This window comes from Bacillus sp. FJAT-29790 (genome assembly GCF_019039215.1).
GTDB lineage: Bacteria > Bacillota > Bacilli > Bacillales > Cytobacillaceae > Cytobacillus.
Genome location: NZ_JAHNZZ010000001.1, coordinates 2,266,959 through 2,288,953 on the forward strand (window position 1 = coordinate 2,266,959; position 21,995 = coordinate 2,288,953).

General features: G+C 39.1%; 24 protein-coding genes. 4 read left to right on the forward strand and 20 right to left on the reverse strand.

The features are described from left to right. Positions 1 to 13: 13 nt before the first annotated feature. The 4 genes from yhbY to BGM26_RS10785 are packed head-to-tail and all read right to left on the reverse strand — an operon-like array spanning position 14 to position 2,777. Complete coding sequence (yhbY, locus tag BGM26_RS10770) at positions 14 to 304, reverse strand: ribosome assembly RNA-binding protein YhbY (protein ID WP_217039812.1); 291 nt, start codon at positions 302 to 304, stop codon at positions 14 to 16. A gap of 4 nt (positions 305 to 308) precedes the next feature. Beyond that, positions 309 to 1,139 (reverse strand): shikimate dehydrogenase, encoded by an 831-nt coding sequence (gene aroE, locus BGM26_RS10775; RefSeq protein WP_217039813.1) that lies wholly within the window; start codon positions 1,137 to 1,139, stop codon positions 309 to 311. A gap of 15 nt (positions 1,140 to 1,154) precedes the next feature. After that, positions 1,155 to 2,258 carry a ribosome biogenesis GTPase YqeH gene (yqeH, locus tag BGM26_RS10780; RefSeq protein WP_217039814.1) on the reverse strand — a complete coding sequence of 368 codons (1,104 nt, stop codon included), beginning with the start codon at positions 2,256 to 2,258 and terminating at the stop codon, positions 1,155 to 1,157. A gap of 3 nt (positions 2,259 to 2,261) precedes the next feature. Further along, positions 2,262 to 2,777 (reverse strand): YqeG family HAD IIIA-type phosphatase, encoded by a 516-nt coding sequence (locus BGM26_RS10785; RefSeq protein ID WP_217039815.1) that lies wholly within the window; start codon positions 2,775 to 2,777, stop codon positions 2,262 to 2,264. A 424-nt stretch (positions 2,778 to 3,201) separates the two neighbouring features. On the opposite strand from BGM26_RS10785, the gene sda reads away from it, so the two are divergent. Further along, positions 3,202 to 3,342 (forward strand): sporulation histidine kinase inhibitor Sda, encoded by a 141-nt coding sequence (gene sda, locus BGM26_RS10790; RefSeq protein ID WP_217039816.1) that lies wholly within the window; start codon positions 3,202 to 3,204, stop codon positions 3,340 to 3,342. Positions 3,343 to 3,422: 80 nt separating this feature from the next. Here the strand turns inward: sda and BGM26_RS10795 are convergent, their stop codons facing one another. After that, positions 3,423 to 4,214: a phosphatidylserine decarboxylase gene (locus tag BGM26_RS10795; protein WP_217039817.1), complete on the reverse strand. Its 792-nt coding sequence runs from the start codon at positions 4,212 to 4,214 to the stop codon at positions 3,423 to 3,425. A 438-nt stretch (positions 4,215 to 4,652) separates the two neighbouring features. Here BGM26_RS10795 and pssA point away from each other — a divergent pair, with 438 nt between their 5' ends. Continuing rightward, positions 4,653 to 5,192 carry a CDP-diacylglycerol--serine O-phosphatidyltransferase gene (pssA, locus tag BGM26_RS10800; RefSeq protein ID WP_217039818.1) on the forward strand — a complete coding sequence of 180 codons (540 nt, stop codon included), beginning with the start codon at positions 4,653 to 4,655 and terminating at the stop codon, positions 5,190 to 5,192. A 58-nt stretch (positions 5,193 to 5,250) separates the two neighbouring features. On the opposite strand, the gene BGM26_RS10805 is transcribed toward pssA, so the two are convergent. Further along, on the reverse strand, positions 5,251 to 5,409 hold the full coding sequence (locus BGM26_RS10805) for a hypothetical protein (protein WP_217039819.1): 159 nt from the start codon (positions 5,407 to 5,409) through the stop codon (positions 5,251 to 5,253). A gap of 548 nt (positions 5,410 to 5,957) precedes the next feature. Between BGM26_RS10805 and BGM26_RS10810 the strand changes: the two genes are divergently transcribed. Next, positions 5,958 to 6,929, forward strand: coding sequence for a F510_1955 family glycosylhydrolase (locus BGM26_RS10810; protein ID WP_217039820.1), 972 nt, complete (start codon positions 5,958 to 5,960; stop codon positions 6,927 to 6,929). Between the two features lie 131 nt (positions 6,930 to 7,060). Here BGM26_RS10810 and sigK read toward each other — a convergent pair whose 3' ends face one another. The 6 genes from sigK to BGM26_RS10840 all read right to left on the reverse strand — a co-directional run bounded on the left by sigK (position 7,061) and on the right by BGM26_RS10840 (position 12,288). Beyond that, the gene (gene sigK / locus BGM26_RS10815; protein WP_217039821.1) at positions 7,061 to 7,777 is read right to left on the reverse strand and encodes an RNA polymerase sporulation sigma factor SigK; all 717 of its coding nucleotides are present in this window, start codon (positions 7,775 to 7,777) and stop codon (positions 7,061 to 7,063) included. 463 nt (positions 7,778 to 8,240) lie between these two features. Beyond that, a complete protein-coding gene (locus tag BGM26_RS10820; RefSeq protein ID WP_217039822.1) occupies positions 8,241 to 8,381 on the reverse strand; it encodes a YrzI family small protein in 141 nt (46 codons plus the stop codon). A 463-nt stretch (positions 8,382 to 8,844) separates the two neighbouring features. Beyond that, positions 8,845 to 9,981 (reverse strand): bifunctional cystathionine gamma-lyase/homocysteine desulfhydrase, encoded by a 1,137-nt coding sequence (locus BGM26_RS10825; RefSeq protein WP_217039823.1) that lies wholly within the window; start codon positions 9,979 to 9,981, stop codon positions 8,845 to 8,847. After that, entirely contained in the window at positions 9,982 to 10,905 is a 924-nt protein-coding gene (locus tag BGM26_RS10830; protein ID WP_217039824.1) for a PLP-dependent cysteine synthase family protein, read from the reverse strand. A gap of 24 nt (positions 10,906 to 10,929) precedes the next feature. Beyond that, a complete protein-coding gene (gene mtnN / locus BGM26_RS10835) occupies positions 10,930 to 11,634 on the reverse strand; it encodes a 5'-methylthioadenosine/S-adenosylhomocysteine nucleosidase (protein WP_217039825.1) in 705 nt (234 codons plus the stop codon). A 15-nt stretch (positions 11,635 to 11,649) separates the two neighbouring features. After that, positions 11,650 to 12,288, reverse strand: a complete 639-nt coding sequence (locus BGM26_RS10840; RefSeq protein ID WP_217039826.1) for a class I SAM-dependent methyltransferase — start codon at positions 12,286 to 12,288, stop codon at positions 11,650 to 11,652. 356 nt (positions 12,289 to 12,644) lie between these two features. On the opposite strand from BGM26_RS10840, the gene BGM26_RS10845 reads away from it, so the two are divergent. Continuing rightward, positions 12,645 to 12,857, forward strand: a complete 213-nt coding sequence (locus BGM26_RS10845) for a YrzA family protein (protein ID WP_217039827.1) — start codon at positions 12,645 to 12,647, stop codon at positions 12,855 to 12,857. A gap of 76 nt (positions 12,858 to 12,933) precedes the next feature. On the opposite strand, the gene BGM26_RS10850 is transcribed toward BGM26_RS10845, so the two are convergent. From BGM26_RS10850 to mltG, 8 genes are all read right to left on the reverse strand, one after another. Then, positions 12,934 to 13,650 carry a YrrS family protein gene (locus BGM26_RS10850; protein WP_254119226.1) on the reverse strand — a complete coding sequence of 239 codons (717 nt, stop codon included), beginning with the start codon at positions 13,648 to 13,650 and terminating at the stop codon, positions 12,934 to 12,936. A gap of 410 nt (positions 13,651 to 14,060) precedes the next feature. After that, positions 14,061 to 15,851, reverse strand: coding sequence for a peptidoglycan D,D-transpeptidase FtsI family protein (locus BGM26_RS10855; RefSeq protein WP_217039828.1), 1,791 nt, complete (start codon positions 15,849 to 15,851; stop codon positions 14,061 to 14,063). Between the two features lie 56 nt (positions 15,852 to 15,907). Next, positions 15,908 to 16,384 carry a transcription elongation factor GreA gene (gene greA, locus BGM26_RS10860; protein ID WP_217039829.1) on the reverse strand — a complete coding sequence of 159 codons (477 nt, stop codon included), beginning with the start codon at positions 16,382 to 16,384 and terminating at the stop codon, positions 15,908 to 15,910. A gap of 168 nt (positions 16,385 to 16,552) precedes the next feature. Beyond that, positions 16,553 to 17,188, reverse strand: a complete 636-nt coding sequence (gene udk, locus BGM26_RS10865) for a uridine kinase (protein ID WP_217039830.1) — start codon at positions 17,186 to 17,188, stop codon at positions 16,553 to 16,555. Positions 17,189 to 17,193: 5 nt separating this feature from the next. Continuing rightward, positions 17,194 to 18,462: a peptidase U32 family protein gene (locus BGM26_RS10870; RefSeq protein ID WP_217039831.1), complete on the reverse strand. Its 1,269-nt coding sequence runs from the start codon at positions 18,460 to 18,462 to the stop codon at positions 17,194 to 17,196. 110 nt (positions 18,463 to 18,572) lie between these two features. Then, positions 18,573 to 19,502, reverse strand: a complete 930-nt coding sequence (locus BGM26_RS10875; protein ID WP_217039832.1) for a peptidase U32 family protein — start codon at positions 19,500 to 19,502, stop codon at positions 18,573 to 18,575. Positions 19,503 to 19,508: 6 nt separating this feature from the next. Further along, positions 19,509 to 20,147 carry an O-methyltransferase gene (locus BGM26_RS10880; protein ID WP_217039833.1) on the reverse strand — a complete coding sequence of 213 codons (639 nt, stop codon included), beginning with the start codon at positions 20,145 to 20,147 and terminating at the stop codon, positions 19,509 to 19,511. Between the two features lie 485 nt (positions 20,148 to 20,632). After that, positions 20,633 to 21,766: an endolytic transglycosylase MltG gene (gene mltG / locus BGM26_RS10885; RefSeq protein WP_217039834.1), complete on the reverse strand. Its 1,134-nt coding sequence runs from the start codon at positions 21,764 to 21,766 to the stop codon at positions 20,633 to 20,635. Positions 21,767 to 21,995 lie beyond the last annotated feature (229 nt).

The window sequence follows — 21,995 nt, forward strand, 5'->3', positions numbered from 1 at the left end:
GTTGAACTAGTGTTTAAGGTAATAGAATCTGCTTGTTCTCTTTGGATTCCTTGTATAGCACGATCATGTTTCCAATAAGTTGAACAAGTTCTGCTTTTGCTCCTCTAGCTAATTGATCCGCTACAGCATTTTTATCATCATCACAATTTTGCAGGATGCTGATTTTCATTAATTCACGTGCTTCTAAAGCTTCACTTACTTGCTTGATCATATTTTCATTTACTCCACCTTTACCAACTTGAAAAATTGGGTTTAGGTGATGCGCTTTCGAACGCAAAAAACGTTTTTGTTTTCCTGTTAACATTTTGTTATCCTCCTAGTTGTGTCAGTACATTCGCTTTCATCCGTTCTGGATCCGGAAAAATACCTGTCCATTTATCAAAAGCAAGTGCTCCTTGATAAACAAACATCTCAAGGCCATTTTGAATTTTAGCACCTTTATTTTTAGCTTCCTGTAAAATCTTCGTTTCGAGCGGATTGTATATTATATCACTAACAAACGCATTTGGTTTAAGATTACGTAACGAAATAGGAGATTTTTGAATATCAGGAAGCATTCCTATCGAAGTTGTCTGAATGATCAAATCATAATTGGCTAGATTGTCTTCTGCTTCACTAATATCCATTACCTCTGTGGTAACCTGATAAGGGCATTCCATTGTAATTGCTTCTGCTTTTTTAACGGTCCTGTTACAAATATCCAATCTCTTTACTTCTAATCGGGCGAGTGTGAAATAGAGCGCTCTTGCTGCACCTCCTGCACCAATAATCAAGACATTCTTGTCATTTAATGTCGGCAGATGAGCCAATAATCCTTTTACAAACCCGCTACCGTCTGTATTATAGCCCACTAATTCCCCATTCTCATTTACTACCGTATTAACTGCTCCAATGGCTTTCGCTAGCGGATCTAGCCTATCCAAGAGCGGGATAACGGCTTGCTTATGTGGAACCGTGATATTAAAGCCGGCTATTCCGATTGCCTTTAAACCCCTTATCGCATCTCCCAAATCTTCTTTCTTTACATGGAGTGCCTGATAGTGAGCATCGATCCCATAAGTCTGAAACAACTCATTATGCATAGTCGGCGACATAGACTGGGCAATCGGATCCCCCAATACAGCAAACAGTTTTTTCAATATTGCTCTCCCCTTTTAAATCAATGATTTCCTCACTAAAGCATGGACACCCCGTGGTACATAGGCCGCCACTTTAGCACCTGGCTCGTTTACCGTAATCCAGCCAAGCCCTGAAAAAACGATATCTGTTTTTCCTTCCTTGATCGAAAATTCATGCTTAACTAATTCAGGGAAGGTCTCCATTTGTTCCTTTCGTGGAGGAGTTAATAATTCCCCGGCGTGATTCTCATACAATTCATCCGCTTTTTCTAATTTCGTTCTGTGAATATTTAGCTCATTAGAGAAGTGACAAACAAATGATCTTCGTCCACCTGTGAGATAATCAAAGCGTGCCAATCCGCCGAAGTAAAGTGTTTGTCCTTCATTGAGTTGAAATACTTTCGGTTTTATTTCTTTTTTCGGTGTAATAACTTTTAAATCACGTTTATCGACAAAATGAGCCATCTGGTGATGGTTAATGATTCCAGGCGTATCCACGAGAGCTTTGCCATCGGAAAGCGGAATCTCAATGATATCAAGGGTTGTACCTGGAAAATGTGATGTTGTGATGACATCCCCTTCGCCGGTTACTTCTTTCAAGATCCGGTTTATAAAAGTTGATTTCCCAACATTCGTACAGCCAACAACATACACATCTTTGCCTTCACGGTATTCATCGATGGCTTCTGCCACTTCATTTATAAATTGTCCTTTTGCTGCACTGACAAGAAATACCTCTTCCGGCTTTAAACCAAGTCCCTTCGCTTCTTGTTTCATCCAATTAATTAACTTATTTGGTTTTACAGACTTTGGAAGCAGATCAACTTTATTCCCGACTAAGAGAATTTTGTTGTTCCCTACAAATCGGTGCAAACCTGGCAGCCAGCTGCCATTAAAGTCGAAAATATCAACAATTTTAACAATAAGGGCATCACTTTTGCCTATTTCATTTAAGATTTTCAGAAAATCATCATCTGTCAGATTGACATCCTGAACTTCGTTATAATTTTTCAAGCGAAAGCAGCGTTGACAGATGATTGTTTCTTTTTCTAAAGCGGATTTTGGCGCATAACCTAAGGTCGCTGGATCCTCTGTTTGAATCTTCACGCCGCATCCTATACATGTATATTGTTCACTCACTTATTAATCCTCCCACTGGATCATGCCTTTTTTCCTAAACCAATTTAATATTCTTCTTTCTACTTTTCGATTAAAACGAGTAAAAAAGCCGTCTGTTTGCGCTACTGGAACGACAAGAATCGTGCGGAATCCACCGCGGTTCCCACCCAAAACATCTGTCAGTAATTGATCGCCAATGACAACCGTTTCTTCCCTTTTTAACCCCATCTCTTGCTGTGCTCTTTTAAACGCACGGCTCATTGGCTTTCTTGCCATTGAAATAAATGGAATACCAAGAGGAGCAGAAAAAGCCTTTACGCGACTTTCATTATTATTGGAAACAATCGTCACCTTGACATTATTATTTCTCATTTCCTCGAACCACTCAACCAATTTCGGGGTTGCGTTTGGTCGATCCCATTCGACTAAAGTATTGTCCAAATCCGTAATAATCCCTTTAATTCCATTTTCCATTAGGTTTTCAGGAGTAATTTCAAAAATACTCTTTGCATGCTGATCTGGCAGAAAATGTTTTAACAATATAATACACCTCAGATACCTTCCATATTATACACCCAATTAAAAAGGGCTTTTAATTTGTAATCATCATAACTAATTTTATACCCTCTTACAAATGTAAGCGGAAAGAGGATGTGTTGAAGCTAGACAGTTCAGATACAAAAAAATTCCCCTTTATTTCTTCTAATACTAAAACTTTTCGACAATCTTCGTCTTTTTTAAAACTGTGGATAACTTTATACACATTAACCACAACGCTTTAACGACTATTTCCTCTTTTATAAACAACTTAATCACAGGTTATCCACTGGATGCTGTGGATAAGAGAACGGTTGTTCTAAATGTTTTATTTTGCTAGAGTAAGGGTACAACATAAAAAACTTACATTATATGTACTAAAATAAATAAATAGAACTATATAAATTAAAAATGGAGGTGAATGGTCATGCGAAAACTGTCAGACGAATTATTGATTGAATCGTATCATAAAGCGCGAGAGTTGAAACTAAGTCCAGATTTTATCCGCTTGATTGAAACAGAAATTCACCGTCGTGGAATAGCTCACAATATAAAAGTTTCTTCTTAAAATAGACAAGCCCAGTATCGGGCTTTTTTTTTTGCCTTTGTTTGTTTAACTCTGCACAAAAACCTTCGCATCAAGCTTTTTTACTTGTCTGGTATCGACAAATATCCGATACAATCACCGACCTTTACCTCTTTTGGGGTCTTAATGGCCGGTAAAGGCTGGAAGCTTCCTTTTTCAAAAAGCAGCACAACCGTAGAGCCGAACGAAAAGTAGGCCATTTCATTTCCTTTCACCAACTGTTCTCCCTCATGAATCACTTCGATCGAATTAACAAACATGGCACCTACTTTCACAATTGAAAGAAGTCCCGCGTCATGCTTTACCTCTGTAATTGTACGGTAATTTTTTGATAGAGTATTCTTTCCATATTTCAGGCCCCATTTATTAACAGGATAAGATTTGGAACCTAGTGTCCATTGATCAACTACAATCCCTGAAACCGGGCTATGAATACGATGATAATGGCTCGGGCTAAGATAAAAAATCATATAAAGGCCATCGGCGTATTTTTCGACCTTGTTGCCTTTTCCCAGCATTTCATGTATCGAGTATTTCTTTCCTTTTACAGTAATGATATGTTCCGGTTCTATTAACCCGATATCTTCGATGACCGCATCTACTGGGCTAATAATTGAAGAGGGATTCTGATCCGCGATACGCGCTCCCTCTTTTAACTTTCGGGTGAAAAATTCATGCAAGGTAGGATAGTCTACCAAATTTTTCTCCATTTCGCTTTCGTTTATTTGATAAACCTTTGAAAAAGAAGGAACCATTAAGCGGCTCACTTTTGAATGCGCAAATCTTTTTAGAACATTTGATGTCCATCTTCCATTTGTAAGTTCAATCATAAGACGATAAAAGGGCTGTATCAACTGTTATACCTCCATACCATATCAAATTCGCCTTGGCGTATTTACGCCCAGATTTTTACCTTAGCTTGCTCGATAAATCCCTTAAAAAAATCTAAAGGCTTTCCGAAGGCTTAACTTTAGCGGGGTTTGAGCCCCACTGAATTGGATGCCTGTTTGCATTCATCTCGCCGATTATTTCGTTTAGAGATTTCTGCTGAATAAAGTTAAATATACTCTTTACGAGTAGTCATAAAAAGCTTAAAATGAAATATTAATATATGAATAGCGGAAGTGCCTCTGAACAATCACAGCTAGTTCCTGCGATAGATTATTCAAAAGGAGCTTTCTGTATTGATCAGATGCTGGAGTTAGACAGCCATCTAGCCAAAAAAATACATACCTGAGTAAACAAAAAAAGATTAGTTGTTGTTCCTTTCCGACTTATAAGGAGTGAGGAGAATGTTTTTATCTGATGTACTTGATCAAACGATAAAGAAAATTAAGGCTCAGACGGCAAATGTATTAACTTTAGCAAATTTATCATTAGGTGGCTTTGCCATTATCTTTTCCCTAAATGGGAATTTGAATTTAAGTTTGCTGCTTATTTTCGTGGCCGCACTTGCCGATCGCTTTGATGGTATGGTTGCGAGAAAGCTTCATATTGAATCAGAATTAGGCAAGCAATTAGATTCCATGAGTGATATTATATCATTTGGAGTCGCCCCTGCACTATTAATATATCAAGGAATTTTATTTGAATTCGGTGCTCCGGGATCATTTTTCACTATTTTTTACATTGGCTGTGGTGCTTTCCGTCTTGCAAGGTTTAATATTAGTGAAAATAATGGTTTTTTTACTGGACTTCCTATTACGGCTGCAGGTTGTCTTGCAACACTCAGTTTTCTTGCCGTTCCTTATTTCCCTCCCCCATTCTTCTTATTTATTATGATCTTTCTATCATTCTTAATGGTTAGCCCATTCAAATTAAGAAAAGTGTAATCAGGATTAAAGCCACACCTTAATTTTTTCGGGTGTGGCTTTTTTTATTTATATTTAATTAACAACAAAACCCGCTGAAAAAAAGCCATCCTTCAAAGATAAAAAATAAAACTAGCACCACGATCGCTAACGCTAGCCAAAACCCGCCCCAGCCATAGTATGGCAAAAGGTACGGAGGCGGTGGATAGCCGTATGAGTAAGGGTAACCAAATGGCATTGTGTCTCTACCTCCTTTTTGACCTTCTTTCTTCAATTTATGTAGCTTGTAGGATAAGAGTATGGGCATTTTTTTTACTAAATAAAATGAACAATCATTAATCCGGGGTACCCCCAAAATGAAGAAATCATATGATAAAGAAGGAGGAATGTTTAGGGAGGAGTGTTGAATGAAAATCATCTCCATTTGCAAAAAATGTATGGGAAATGGACATATCCGTACATGTAGATTCATAAAAAAAACATGTCCTATTTGCAAAGGTTCTGGTAGAACGATAAAAAATATTTCAGATCTTAAGAAGGAACAAAATCACTCTTCATTTGCCTATTAATTGTACCCTTTTTCAATCATACTTATAAAAAATTTCTATAGTTGGGTTGAAACCTTTGCTAAAGCAAAGGTTTTTCCGTTAATATGGGGAGGATAAAGGATCGGACAGCCCAATCTATCGTTTTACAATTAATTCCCACGGGAAATTACCTTAAGCCTCATAAGATTCCCATTAAATAGGGGAATTGATCAAATCAACATCAGTTGGAGTGAAAAACATGAAAATATCAAAAATATCCTTCCTGCCTATTACGTTTGTTTTTACATTATTAGCAGCTGGCTGTACTTCCGATAAAGAAAGCGAAAAACAGCTGCAAACAAATAATGATAAACCTGCTCAGGTTGACCAATTTGAAATCATAAAAGCAGCCCCACAGCAGCTGGACCATATTCATGGCCTTGGCTATCCTGGCAATGATTCGGGTCTATATGTTGCTTCACACGAAGGGATTAAAGTTTTCCATGATGACGTGTGGCTTGAAGGCTCCTCACAAAGACATGATTATATGGGTTTTCAAGCACATAAAGATGGCTTTTTTGCTAGTGGACATCCTAAAGAAGGATCCGACCTGAAAAATCCGCTTGGCTTGGTGAAAAGTATCGATAAAGGAGCGAGCTTAGAAAAACTTGCTTTTTATGGCGAAAGTGACTTTCATTTTCTGTCTGCTGGCTTCGGCACTAACGCTATTTACATAATTAATCAACAAGCCAATTCTAGCCTGGATCCCGGGGTTTATTTTTCCGAAAATGAAGGGAAGTCATGGAATCCGGTAAAATTAACCGGATTGGAGTCTGATACACTCGGGATGATTGCTGCACACCCATCGAAAAGCAACTTAATGGCAATGTCCACTAGAAGCGGTATTTTCCTATCCGAGGATAATGGGGAACATATGAAGCGAATATCTGAGCCTGTGATGACAACTGCGCTCGTATTCTCAGAAAATAATCTTTTCTATTCTTCAGTAGAAAATAATAAAGTCCTTTTTCATAAAATCGATCTGATTACATCAGAAACATCGCAAATTGAAATTCCATTTCTAAATTACGATAATCCGATTACTTATATTTCAGTTAATAATCAAAATGATACGACCCTTTCCTTTGCCACCTATTTAAATGATGTGTATGAATCTACAGATAAAGGCGAGAATTGGAAACTACTTTTAAAAAATGGACGAATAGAGTAAGGATTAGCCTATTTATCTAAACGATATTTTTTAATTAGCCGGATTTTCATCCTCAACAAAGAGTCCTTCTCCAAATTCGGTGAAGGACTTAATTTTTGCATTTAGAATCAATAACTGTTCTCTTTCTTTTCTCAATTCTTCTTCCGTTTTTCCTTTTCTGCCCGGTAAAACTCATGGAACATTTTCATTAGTGCTCGTTTTTCAATCCGCGAGACGTAGCTTCTTGATATCCCAAGTTCCTTAGCAATTTCTCTTTGTGTCTTTTCTTTTTTCAAGTCTAGCCCGAAACGACCGATGATGACTTCCTTCTCTCGTTCATCCAGCACACCGATATATTCCTTTACTTTTTCAAGTTCCATACTCAGCTGGATGGTACTGATCACATCCTCAGATTCGGATTTGAGGACATCGATGAGGGATATTTCATTTCCTTCCTTATCTTGGCCAATCGGATCATGAAGGGACACGTCTTTCTTTGTTTTTTTCAATGCCCTTAAGTGCATCAAGATTTCGTTTTCGATACATCTCGCTGCATAAGTCGCAAGCTTCGTTCCTTTTCCCTCTGAATAGCTCTCGATCGCTTTAATTAATCCAATCGTGCCTATGGAAATGAGATCTTCTGCATCCTCACCAGTATTTTCGAATTTCTTGACAATATGAGCAACGAGTCGCAAATTATGTTCAATTAGCATATTGCGGGCATGTGTATCACCAGCAGCCATCAACCGCAGATACTTTTTCTCATCAGCAGCAGACAGTGGTTGAGGAAAAGCATTGTTTTTCACATAGGAAACAAGAAAGACAATCTCCTTCACCAAATACCCAAGTGCAGTTAAAATTCCAGACATTTTCCCACCCCCGCTTTCAAGGACTTTTGCCTATACCTCATTCCTATGAGAAAATGGAGTTGTTTTTGTCTGTCCACTGTATATATTTTCGTTGGAAAATTTTGATTGTGAATTTGTATTTCTATCCGAAGAAAGTTTCGGCAAATAATTTCACCATGAAAATCTCTCCATTTTGTTTCCCGCTATTATGGTTTCTCTAAGAAAAAAGAAAATAAAAAGTCATGTTGATAGTGACTTTTCATTTTCTTTAAGACTAAATCCAGCTAAGAAAATACCTATTTTCGTTTCTTTAGCCGGAATTCAAGAGTCAATAGTAAAACGTGTAATGACATCGGCCATCCCTCCTAGCTTTTCTAGTTAGGTGGTATTCTTCTCCACCCAGAAAAAAGCTTTACGTCCTTGCATTAGAAAAATCATTATAATTCCCACCTTTCATTGATTATTTTCTCATCATTTTTATTCATTAAAATGGACGATATAGAGTAAATTGACGATCGCGATGTTCTTCTATGATTTTTTCAACCATTTGATCATGAAGTACTTCTTCAACAGTTAATTTTCTTTTTTTGATCGTAATCGTTAAGAAAAAAATATTTAATGTCATTATGTTCTCACCTCCTTAAAAAAAGCACAGAGTATCTTTTTATTGGTATAATTGAGGGAAATTCCTTTTTTGTAATTTATTCCCTCCAAAAAAAAAGACACAAAAAACCGCAAAGAGACATTGCTCCTGCGGCTTAAAAAAGGGCACAAAAAAGCCACAGGGACACGATTCTCCCTGCGGCTGGATATGCTAAGTTTAAAAATTTAAGCAGTCCATTCCCTATAGGTCGAATACGTAAAATATAAAGTTACATGTAATTTTCCGTTTACAATCGCTTTTTTCATCATTTCATTCGACCTCCTTAAAGAATTTACTTACAATGGTAATTATATCCACGAAATTTGATTTTGTAAACCCTTTTTTAACTAAATTTTTCAAAAAGAAAAAATTGGGCAAATCAAACAAAAACGTCCTGCTAGAGGACGTTTGAATTTTTCATCTGGTAAAAAGGTTTATGTCTTTTTTAATTTTCCAATGCTTGTTTCAAGTCTTCGATTAAATCTTCAACATCTTCAAGCCCAACAGAAATACGAACCAATCCATCAACAATTCCGAGTTCATCACGGCGTTCTTTCGGAATCGAAGCATGTGTCATTCTAGCTGGAACGGAAATTAAGCTTTCAACCGCGCCAAGGCTTTCAGCGAGAGTAAAATATTTTACCTTGCTTAATAGTTTATCTGCATTCTCTTCACTGCCGACATCGAATGATACCATGCCGCCAAATCCTTGCGCCTGTTTTTTGGCAATGGCGTGGTTAGGATGCGTTTCAATGCCAGGATAATATACCTTTTTGACAGCCGGATGGCCTTGTAAAAATTCAACGATTGACTTTGTGTTGTTTTCTGTTTCTTCCATGCGGATACCAAGCGTTTTAATCCCTCTGATTAATAACCAAGAATCCTGAGGCCCTAGGACGCCCCCTGTTGAGTTTTGGACAAAATGAAGGTCAGTCGCAAGCTTTTCACTATTAACGACAACAAGCCCTGCCACAACATCACTATGTCCGCCCAAATACTTCGTTGCACTGTGCAGGACAATGTCAGCCCCAAGTTCAATCGGGGTTTGCCAGTATGGAGTTGAGAATGTATTATCAACTATTGTCAGTAAATTATTTTCTTTGGCAAAAGCAGCTACTTCGGCAATATCCGTAATTTTCAATAGCGGATTTGTTGGCGTTTCAAGGTGTATCGCTTTCGTGTTTGGTTTGATTGCATTCTTAATATTTTCAAGATTGCTCGTATCCACAAAAGTCGAATCAATGCCAAAACGATTAAGCACCTTTGTCATAACACGGAAACTGCCGCCGTATACATCATCTGTCATGATCACGTGATCACCACTATTAAACAGCATCATGACAGCTGTAATTGCTGCCATGCCTGAGCCAAATGCAAATCCCGCTTTACCGCCTTCTAGATCCTTAATCAGTTCTTCTAGTGCATGACGGGTAGGGTTTCCAGTCCTAGAGTATTCGTAACCTTTAAAATTTCCCACTCCATCCTGCTTGTATGTGCTCACTTGATAGATAGGTATGGAAACTGCACCTGTATGTGGATCACTTGGAATACCGCCATGTATAAGTTTCGTCTTTTTTTTCATTTATATTCCCCCTTCGTAAATTTTTTTGCTTAAGTATCTTTCACTGCCATCTGGAAAAATGACGACAATATTCGTCCCCGGTATTGCGTTCTTCGCTTCTTCTACTGCCGCATGCAGAGCCGCTCCTGAGGAACTCCCAACGAGCAGCCCTTCTTTTGAAGCCAATTCCTTTACACGGCCAAAAGCATCTTCATCCAAAACGGTATGAATGGCATTAAAATAAGAGGTATCCATATAATCAGGAAGAAACTCCATTCCGATCCCTTCTGTTTTATGAGGACCAGATTCTCCCCCATTTAATATGGAGCCTTCCGGTTCAACGATGACCGTTTTTATGTCAGAATTTTTTTCTTTTAAAAAGCGCGCGGTTCCCATAAATGTGCCGCCTGTACCTGCTCCAGCAATAAAAATGTCGATTTTTCCGTCCAACTGTTCCCAAATTTCTGGCCCTAGCGTTTTATAATAGGTTTCAGGATTCGCTGGATTTGCAAATTGCTGTGGGCAATATGAGCCTGGAATTTCGTCGAGCAATTGCTTTGCCTTGGCAATCGCCCCTTTCATACCCTCACTCGTTGGTGTATGAACAATCTCTGCTCCAAGCGCTTTCATTAGCTCTTGCTTTTCAATACTGAATTTTTCCGGCATGCAAACCATTACCTTGATCCTTTTATTTAAAGCCGCGAGTGCCAATCCAATCCCCGTATTCCCTGCTGTCGGTTCAATAACCGTCCCGCCTTCTTTTAACTTTCCGCTTTCTAATGCTTCCTTCAGAAGCTCCTGGCCAAGACGGTCTTTTACACTGCCCCCAGGGTTCAGGAATTCTAGTTTAGCAAACAAGCGAACACCTGCTGGCAGCTGAAAGTGGCTTAATTCGACGACTGGCGTATTTCCAATGAGCTCATGGATATTTTTATATACTTGCAAAAATCTCCCATCCTTTGCCTGAACTTATTGTTGTTCTTTTAAAGCCGTTACTATTTTCATAACAAGATTTGCTGAATGAAGTGCTGCCTTTTCAAGAAATTGTTCAAACGAAATACCCGATTCCTTTCCAGCAATATCTGATAACGAGCGGATGACGACAAATGGCGTTCCGAACTGATAAGAAACTTGGGCAATGGCAGCAGCCTCCATCTCAACTGCTTGCAGGTCTGTGAATTTATCCCGAATAAAATCAACCCTCACTGGGTCGTTCATAAATGAATCACCTGTCGCAATTAATCCGCGCACAACTTGAATATCCTTGATTTCTTGCGCACAGTTTTCCGCAATTTGTACCAATCTGCTGTCCGCTTCAAAAGCCGCGGGCAGCTGTGGCACCTGACCATATTCGTAACCAAAGGCAGTTACATCCACATCATGGTGTCTTACCTCAGTTGAAATGACAGCATCCCCAACATTTAATTCTGGATTTAAACCGCCGGCTGAACCTGTATTGATGACAAAATCAGGTTTAAATCTTTCCAGAAGGATCGTTGTCGACATGGCAGCATTTACTTTTCCAATTCCCGAGCGCAAAAGCACCACTTCTGCTCCATCCATTTTTCCAGTTGTAAATTCACAGCCGGCAATGATTTCCTGTCCTCGATCTTCAATTTTTTCACGCAGAAGTGTTACTTCTTCTTCCATTGCTCCGATAATGGCGATTTTCATTTAATTAACCTCTTTCTATTTTTTTACTCCTTCCATGATCCATACGAATTCATTCCAGCGTTCAAATTTCACTTCAAAACCGTTCTGCTCCATTATTCCTCGCAGGAACGGGATGGTTGTATAATACTCACGCTGCAAATCTTCCGCTAGATTTTGGAAGCCCTTTTCAAGTGCATCTGTTATCGCTTTCTTATGTGCTTCAACAGATTCATACATCGTATCAGCAAACACTATTTTACCACCGATTGCAAGGATGTTTCCATAGTTAGCAATGGCTGCAGCTTTTTCTTCATCGGTTAAATGATGGAATGCGTACGTACTGACTATCGTATCAATCGGTCTATGAAGAGGATAGTTAAAAAAATCGCCATCGATAATATCCGCCTGATCACCAAGCTTATTGATGGCGATTTCCCTCATGGATGAAGAAGGTTCCGCCGCTGTCACTTGCAAGCCGTTTTTCAAAAGCTTGGCTGTCAAATTCCCTGTACCCGGCCCAAATTCTAATACATGCCCAAAGGAACGGTCAGCTACCTCCTGCAATAATTGTTCATAATGTAAAAAAACGTCTTTATATTCTAAATCATGTCCTGTCACGCTATTATCGTAAGTTTCAGCCCATTTCTCAAATAACTCAACAAACTCTTTCCCCATCTTATTCACTCCCCAAATTATAAACTTATAATTCATATGAGTATACTATGATTTAAAATAAATCTTGATCCCAATTTACCACAGCTAATTGGAAGAATCAATCAAATTCGCCTTGGCGTATTTGCGCTCAGATTTTTACCTTAGCTTGCTCGATAAATTCCTTTAAAAAATCTGTGGCATCCGCCGGAGGCTTAACTTTATTCAGCCAGGGTTTGAACCCCCACTGAAATAGATACCTGTTTGCGTTCATCTCGCCACTTATACCGTTAAGAGACCTCTGCTGAATAAAGTTAAAATATTGCCAGAAAAGGATGGGGGCACTAGAATAGTAGCAGGTATCATAAGAAGGAGGGGCAATGTCAGTGAATTTCCATTTCGATTTAATCGAAGATAAAATTGAGTTTTTTGAAGCAAATGATATAAAAACACTTGAAAAGAAGATCAATGTCCAAATTGAACATAACAAAGCGATCCTTCTTGTTGTTCACCATGTCTCACATCAGATGAGCATTGATGAAGATGGAAGACCGTATTTTAGTGCTGTTGTGCATTTTAAAGCAAAAAAATGAGGATGGCTTTTAAGCCATCCTCATTTACTTTGTTTTTTTTGTAGATTGGATTTCTATTCGGAATACCCCACGTACCTTATTTCAATTCATTCAACTCTTCTACCTTTGATGGTTTCCAGCCCTGTCCATCCACCCAGTCAATATAGACGCGGTATTTTTCCTTTTGGTCTTTCGATACAATAGTTCCGACTGAACGGTTTGGACCGTTATTGCCTAAAAACCAAACCGTCATATTGCCTTGATCAACACCTGTCGCATAGGAAATAGCCTGAAGCATTTCCGCCCAGTCTGCTGAGTCAAGGTCATAGTTGGAAGAATGTTCACCAGTTTGAGTTGTTCCAATTGGCTTCCAGCTCGGGTTTTCAATCGTTTTTTTCACATTTGAGCTGCTACCACCTGCAGTTACGATTGCTTCACCTTCATTTATTGGAAGTTCGTCCGGTTTCCCATGATCAATATCTTCAGCTTCGTTAGGCTGTTCCGATTTTTCTTGATTGGCTGGCTGTTTCTCGTCAGTCTTTTGATCTTCTTTACTTTTAGCTGTTTCGTTATTCTTGTTTGTATCTATATTTTTATTATTTGATTCCTTATCATTCTGTTTTGATTCTATTGGTTTATCTTTTTGTTCCCCAGCTTCTTCACTGTTCCCCCCTAGAAAGATGGTGGCTGAAACGAAAATGATTAACAAAATGACGACGCCAATTAACATATTTAGGATAAAATTAGTTTTCCTTCTTTTTTCCCGCATTCCCGATCGGGACGACTGATTAGATGAACTGTATTTGTCTTTCAAAGTAATCCCCTTCCCATGAATCTTTCTTCTGTAGCAAAAGTTTATGCTACCTAAAATGCTGTTTAACCCACCAATTAACAGCAGGCCACAACGGCAGGTTAAACATGATTGTTTCAATATTTTATCATGACTTGATACAAACTTGAAGAGATTTAACTTTTCACCAACGCGGTTTTCGCATATATTGTTTTTTTAGCCTTCAAAGTTTGCCCGTTGATTTCCGCTGCGGGCACTTGCTTTCCGCGGGGAGTGACGGGAGCCTCCTCGGCGTTACCGCCTGCGGGGTCTCCCGTTCCCTCTATTCCCGCAGGAGTCAAGTGCCCTCCGCTCCAATCAACTCAGATAGTTAAATTAAAATTACGGTAATAAAGCAACAAACTTACGAAAATATCCTTCGCCAAAATTAAGCTTTATTCCAAAGGTTGAAAGCTTTCTATTTTTGAATTGTCATTGAGATGATAAATTCCTTTTACAATCTCTGCAAAAAGCGTATTCACCCCGCCTGTATCCCCGGTCACATCTAAATTTACTGTAACGAGTGCATACTGCGGATTTTTAAATGGAAAATAACCAGCAAACCACTTATTATAAAGTTGTTTTCCTGCATCCATTCTGCCGGTTTCCGCTGTACCTGATTTTCCAGCTACCTCATAAGGTAGGTCTTGAAACCATCTCCCCGTGCCATGCTCATTGATCACCACTTCACGAAGAAGCTTTTGCAGTTTCATGGCTGTATAAGGAGAAATCGTCTCACCCTTTAAGCTTTGCTCTTTGAATTCTAGTAAAGACGTGCGGTTCTTATATTCTATTTTTGATGCGACTCGGACCATTTCCTTTTTTCCTCCCCTTGCGATCGTCGCCATCATATTAGCGACTGCAAGCGGTGTTGCACGTACTTCATGCTGCCCAATACCAGTAAGGGTAACAAAATTACGATCTTTCTTTGCATCCTCGGTTAGAAAAATCCTGCCTTTATCCTCTTCCTGCAGCTGCTTGAAAGCTTGAAAATGATAAATATCTCCCTGCCAGCCAACAGGGCCAATCAATGATAGTCGTTCTGCATAATCCTCTAAAAGGTTTGGATCTATATCCTTCAATTCCTTCGCTAATGTAGCAAATGTATTATTACAGCTTCTCGCAAAGCTGTCCGAGAAATTCAGCATCCCGTAATCAAACTGCAAATCTGGCTCTCCGTTAATCTTTTTACTGCAATCGAATTTTCGTGCTGGGTCTGTGAGCTCCTGATCAATCGCTGCCGCCGACACGACCGTCTTAAAAACAGATCCCATGATTTGCTGTTTCAGCATCAAATTTTCCATTCCGCCCAATGTTTTATTGTAAGGATCCTTTTTATTAATCGAAGGGCGCGTTACCATTGCTAAAACTGCATTAGTTTTGATATCAAGAAGGACGATTCCACCCTTACGAATTGCATATCGATCGGCAAGCCCCTCGACCATTGATTGTAAATCAGCATCAAGAGTCGTTTTAATATTAACCGGGTAGAATGGGTTAGCAGGGTCAACATATTTGACATGAATGCCAAAAAGCGGCCCCCCTGTTGCATCGACATGATAAACAAGCTTTGATTTTCCATCTGTTAGAAGAAATTCATCAAAGCTTTGCTCCATACCTGACAAGCCAACCATTGTTTTCACAGAAAGGTCTTTATCGGGGTAACGTTTTCTCAGCACGATTTCATTTTCACCTGTAATCCCAATTAATTGCTCCGCAGGATTTTGTTTTAAATTATATTTTTTTTCAACTGCAAATACACCTGGAATTTGCAGGGCGTTGATTTGCTGCATTTGATCAGCTGTTAATTGTAATGGACTCGGCTCCCCGTAAGCGAATGGCTCCTTTGCTTTCTCAACCTGATAACGAAGGGAGTATTCAGAGACGCCCGCGATTTCTGATACTTTCTTACTGTCCCATTCCATTTTCTTCAAAAATGGAAAGAGGATGAGGACGGGAAGATTTTGATGTGTAATTGGGGTTCCATTACTGTATAGAAAATTCCCTCTCCCCGTATCGAGAACCATTTCCTGTGAACGCTGGCTAACACTTGCCTCAAGCAGATTGATCTGTCTTTTTGTAAAGTGTTCTGTCTCTACTAATTGAAGCTGTGCAAGTCTTCCAAGCAAAAAGATCAATCCGGCAACACATAGGTAAAGCCCAATAACTGCTCTTTTTCTCCACATAAAAAACACCTCGTCAAAAGTCTTGACGAGGTTTCTTCTTTTCAAACTATTTAATCTTATTTAATCGTCACAATACGAACGTTCATTTCTCCACCTGGAGTTTGAACACTTACTTCATCGCCGATCTTATGACCCATCAGGCTTTTCGCAATTGGAGAATCATTGGAGATTTTGCCTTCAAATGGGTCTGCCTCTGCACTTCCTACGATTGTATATGTTTCTTCATCGCCATCTGGAAGCTCAACAAAGGTTACAGAGCGACCTAATGAAACGGAGTCACCGCTCATATCAGCTTCTGCAATAATCTTTGCATTACGAATCATATTTTCAATCGTTGTAATTCGTCCTTCAACGAAGGCTTGCTCTTCTTTCGCAGAGTCATACTCAGAGTTCTCAGAAAGGTCACCAAAGCTGCGAGCAATTTTAATGCGCTCAACCACTTCTTTACGCTTAACTGATTTTAAAAATTCTAATTCTTGTTCGAGTTTTTCTTTTCCTGCTTGTGTCATAGGGAAAACTTTTTCAATTGCCAAAACCTTCACTCCTTCAATTTTTCACAATTCCTGTAGAATTATGTTCTTTATCTTTTTATGTACTGCTTACTTTTTATAGTAAATGCAGATGAGCGCGACCTTTAGAAAAGGACGCGCAATTGGATATGTCCAGAATGGACCTATACTATTATTTTCTATGCTATTGTGTCACAAAAAAGACTTTTGTTCAAGAATTGTTTGAATTTTTGTTACCATTAAGTCGATTGCCACATGATTATGCCCGCCTTCAGGGATGATGATATCTGCATATCTTTTTGTCGGTTCAATAAACTGATTATGCATGGGACGGACGACATTTAAATATTGATCGATAACAGAGTCCATCGTTCGGCCGCGTTCTTTAATATCTCTAAATAAACGACGAATTATGCGCAGATCGGCATCTGTATCAACAAAAAGTTTAATATCCATCAAATCACGAAGACGTTCATCTTCAAGAACTAGAATTCCTTCTAAAATAATGACATCCTTTGGCTCTACTGCAATCACTTCGTCTGATCTCGTATGCACCGCATAATCATAAACTGGCTTGTTAACCGGATTATAGCGTAAAAGTTCTTCGATATGCTCAATTAATAAATCATTATCAAATGCCAGCGGATGGTCATAATTGGTTTTTAACCGTTCTTCAAATGGTAAATGTGTTTGATCTTTGTAATAATAATCCTGCTCCAGCATTAAAATCGAGTGGCCTTTAAATTGATCATAAATCGACTTTGTGACACTCGTCTTTCCCGAGCCTGAGCCGCCAGCAACGCCGATAACAACAGGTTTGCGCTCCATGGTGTTTAAATCTCCTTTCGCATCATGTTGTTAGGATATACCGGTTTATCAAGCTTAAATTGGACGATTTGAAGCGGATGACGGGCTGCATCTAGTTCATTGCCTTTTTCATCCCAAATCTTTTCAATCACATGAGTAAAATTCTCGATTTCTGGTCCAAAAAACTCGACTTCTTGACCCGGTTTAAAATGGTTACGCTGCTGAAGGGTAACGATTTGTGTTTCAGGATTATAATCTAAAACTAATCCAACGAAATCAAAATTCGTCTTTTTGCTATGATTTCCAAACATTTGCTCCTTATACCCAGGAACATCTTCAAAGAAGGCTGAAGCCGTCTCACGATTGGCACATTTGCTCAATTCATCAAGCCATTCCTGTTTAATTTTGAAGTTTTCCGGATCAGCACTATAAGCATCAATTACTTTTCGGTAAACACTAACTACCGTTGCAATGTAATGGATTGATTTCATGCGGCCTTCAATTTTCAAGCTATCAATTCCAAGTTCAATCATTCGTGGAATCGATTCGATTAAGTTAAGGTCTTTCGGACTCATAGCGAAAGGAGCATCATCTTCATTATAGAAAGGAACTTCCTTATCACCTTCTAATTGATAAAGGTCATAATCCCAGCGGCATGATTGGCAGCAGCCGCCACGGTTTGAGTCCCGGGCTGTCATGTGATTGCTCAATGTACAGCGGCCGGAATAGGCGATACACATCGCTCCATGAATAAAGGTTTCAATTTCGATATCCACCTTTTCCTTCATTTCCCGAATTTCCTCAGCACTTACTTCACGCGCTAATACGACACGCTCCAACCCTTCCTCTTTCCAAAACTGAACTGCCTTCCAGTTTGATAACGATTGCTGTGTGCTTAAATGTACTTCAATTTCCGGAGCAATTCGGCGGCATGTTTCTATAATAAGCGGGTCAGCGACAATAATTCCTGCTACACCCGCTTCTTTTAAACCTTGAAGGTAATCTTCAAGGCCATCAATGTTTTCGTTATGAGCAAAGATATTCGTTGTAACGTAAATTCTCGCTCCATATTTTTTGGCGAACTCTACGCCTTCTTTCATTTCTTCAAATGTAAAATTATCGGCATTTGAACGTAAGCCGTATTCTTGTCCGCCGATAAATACAGCATCAGCACCATAATGAACGGCAATTTTTAGTTTTTCTAAATTTCCAGCTGGTGCGAGTAATTCGGGCTTTTTAACGATTACCCGCTTGCCATTCACGATTTGGGAAATATTATCTGCTACCGTTGTCATAATCGGGCCTCCATTCTAGAGGTGTGAGGTGTGAATGAAGGGAATCGGCATGATTGCTGATTACCTTCATTCTGTTTCCCGTTTCTAAACCTCAGCCCCTTGATTTTTTATTAATAAACCGTTTCTTTAAAGAAAAATCCTGTATCTAGCGCTCGATCGGCAGGTTGAATTTCTTCGATGCTATTTAATAGCTTGTCCTTTGAATCTTCATATTGTTCCGGGTCTTCCACACAAAGATCAATCGCTTTTCGATAAAGCTTCGTCACTTCAAGGATATATTCCGCACTTTTCAAGATCCCGTCAATTTTAAATGAATCAACACCTACTTCAATCATTTCCTGAAGCTCGTCAATGATACAAATATCGTTAGGACTCATAATATGAGTGCCGTTTTCATCTTCAAAAATCGGATATTTATTTTCCCGTTCTTTATCATGCAAAAACATTTGATGTTCCTGCTTACGGTTTTCAACTTCCATTACTTTTCCTTGGTATTCATAGTAATTACCGAGAAGGGAACGTTTCGACTGGAACATCGCGGTCATTCCGTGAACTTGGACTTCGATCGCTACTTCCGCATTTTCTTTCATTTCAATAATCGCGTCCATATTTAATTCACGTGCAAGAACGGCCCGCTTAGCCCCTTTTCTGCCCCAATAATTACAGGTGTACCAGTTTGTTGCTGTCGTCTCTGTGTTCCAGTGAAGCTTTATATCCGGAGCAGCTTCACGGGCTGCCATTAAGACTGCCGGATCCCCAAAGATGATCGCATCAGCATTTACTTCATGCAAAAACTGGATGTAGCTTGTCAATTCTTCTACTTTTTCATTGTGAAAAATCGCATTCATCGCAACGTAAACTTTTTTCCCATTTGAATGGGCAAGCTCAATCGATTTCCGGACGTCTTCTCTTGTAAATTCGCCGGCAAGACGTAAGCCATAGCGCTGTTCGCCTACTACAAATGCATCTGCTCCGGCATCAGCTAATGGAATAATATCTTCAACACTTGTTGGAGTGACTAACAATTCTGGTTTCGCCATCTTCTTTCACCTCTTTTTACTAATTGCAACGCCGTCACCTACAGGGAGGATCACTGTATGATAGTCAGGATGATTCATTAACCACCTGTTAAACTGATCGATTTTCTTCACGAGATTTCGAATCCGTTTATTTTCGATATCTGGTTCACAAACAAGCCCTTTAAACAGGACATTATCTGTAATGATGATTCCATCTTCACTTAAATAGCGGGAATACATTTCGAAAAATCGCTGATATTGACCTTTTGCTGCATCAATAAAGATGACATCGAATGAAGCGTGCTCTTTCACATCCTCTTCCGTTTCAAGAGCATCTCCTTTTATGATCAGAATTTGCGAACTCTTTTCTGCTTCTCGAATATATTGCTCGGCAAGTTGATACCGCTCAGCGTCCCGTTCAATCGTAACAATTTTACAACTAGGCAGTGCATAAGCCATTCTGAGAGCAGAATAACCAATTGCTGTACCAACTTCTAATATAGTACTGGGCTTTTGCACGCGCAAAAGCTGGAGCATTGCTTCTATACCCGCTAATTCCATGATCGGTATACCATTTTCTTTTGCATATTGCTCCATTTTATTTAAAAGTTCAGGTCGATCAGGAATAATTCCCTCTATATATAAATGCAGCTTTTCATTCAGCAAACTGCCATCACCTCAATCCAGATTACATTGCCTTCTACTTATTAGGCTCTTTTCGCATAGTTTGCTGTTTTTGGCTTTAAAAGTTTGCCCGTTGATTTCCGCTGCGGGCACTTGCTTTCCGCGGGGAGGGACGGAAGCCTCCTCGGCGTTACCGCCTGTGGGGTCTCCCGTTCCCTCTATCTCCCGCTGGAGTCAAGTGCCCTCCGCTCCAATCAACTCAGATTTATATATAACAAAGCCCACTAATAAAGCAACAAAGTTTTAGAAAACAGCCATTTATTATCATCTTTCTTAGACATGAAAAAATAGCGTTCACAGAAAGGATAATAAGAATGCATCAAGCTGCATTCTCCGACTAAAAAAAGCCAAAATCCTACTTGTCCGTGGTTCACGCTATGGTCACTTGTATAAACACTCGATCTATTTTAACACAAATAAAAGGGGAATGCTAATTTTTTAGAAATTCCCCTTTTTTGCGTTATACCTTATTTATTCGTAATATGCTGTGCTTTTTTTTGATTATGCTCCTGGAGTGTTTTTGAAAATAAAACCTCTCCCGATGAAGTTGCAAGGAAATAAAGAAAATCTGATTCTGCCGGGGTTAAAGCCGCTTCGATAGAAGTGACTCCCGCATTGGCGATTGGACCAGGTGTAAGTCCAGCATACTTATATGTGTTATACGGTGAATCGATCTCTAAATCTTTATATAAAACTCTCGATTTATGCTCTCCCTGTGCGTAAAGAACAGTCGGGTCCGTTTGCAAAGGCATCCCTGTTTTAATCCGATTATAAAAGACACTTGCGATTTGGTCACGGTCTACTTTCGCGGTCGCTTCTTCCTCAATCAATGAAGCCATCGTCAATAATTGATGAGCAGTCAGATTTTGCGCTTCCATTTCGCCTTGAAATTCTTTTAATACGGATTTTGTCTTATCTAACATCAAGGTAACAATTTCCTCTATTGATGGATCCTCTTTATAAAAAGGATAGGTCGCTGGAAATAGATAACCTTCTAATGGGTATTTAATATTTTTATTAAGGATTTCCTCGGTCAGCAAATCAGGGTATTTCGACATCAGTGAGTCGATAAATGTTTGATCATTTAACTTTTTGAAAACCTCTTCATGATTTCGGTTTGTTTTTTCTGCGACAATCCCAGCAATTTGTTCAAGCTGCTTTCCTTCAGGAATTGTGATTTTAAACACTATTTCTTCCATTATTTTGCCGCTTTTTAAGCTTTCGATAATTTCAGGTATTGTCATGGAAGGCTTCAAATTATAGGCACCAGCCATAAATCCAGCCTCATTTTTTAATTTCACATAATATTTAAAGACTCGAGCATCTTTGATGATTCCATTGTCCTCGAGTATTTTGCCAATGCCAGTGCCAGATGAGCCAATTGGAATCTCCACTTGCTTTTCCTTATTATTGTTCGGGTTTACAGGCTGCATAGCCGATTTAATATAAAAATAACCCCCACCTACTGCGGCACCTACTGTAATAACTAGTATAAGAGCAATAATCGAAACAATTTTTCGTACTACTTTCGCTTCGCTTTGACGTTCGATCATTTTCTGACGGATTAATTCTTTTTTTGCTTTTTTATCTTCCGCCGACATTTCAATCCCCTCCAATCACATTCCGGCTTATTATACTATATTTTCTTTTCATAGTCGCAAAATAATACAAAAAACAAAGATATTCGCCATGATTCGTTTCTTCGATTATTCAAAAGATGAGAAACTTTAAATATTTTATATCAAGACTATTTTTGTATATATTGTTGTTTTAGCCTACAAAGTTTGCCCATTGATTTCCGCTGCGGGCACTTGCTTTCCGCGGGGAGGG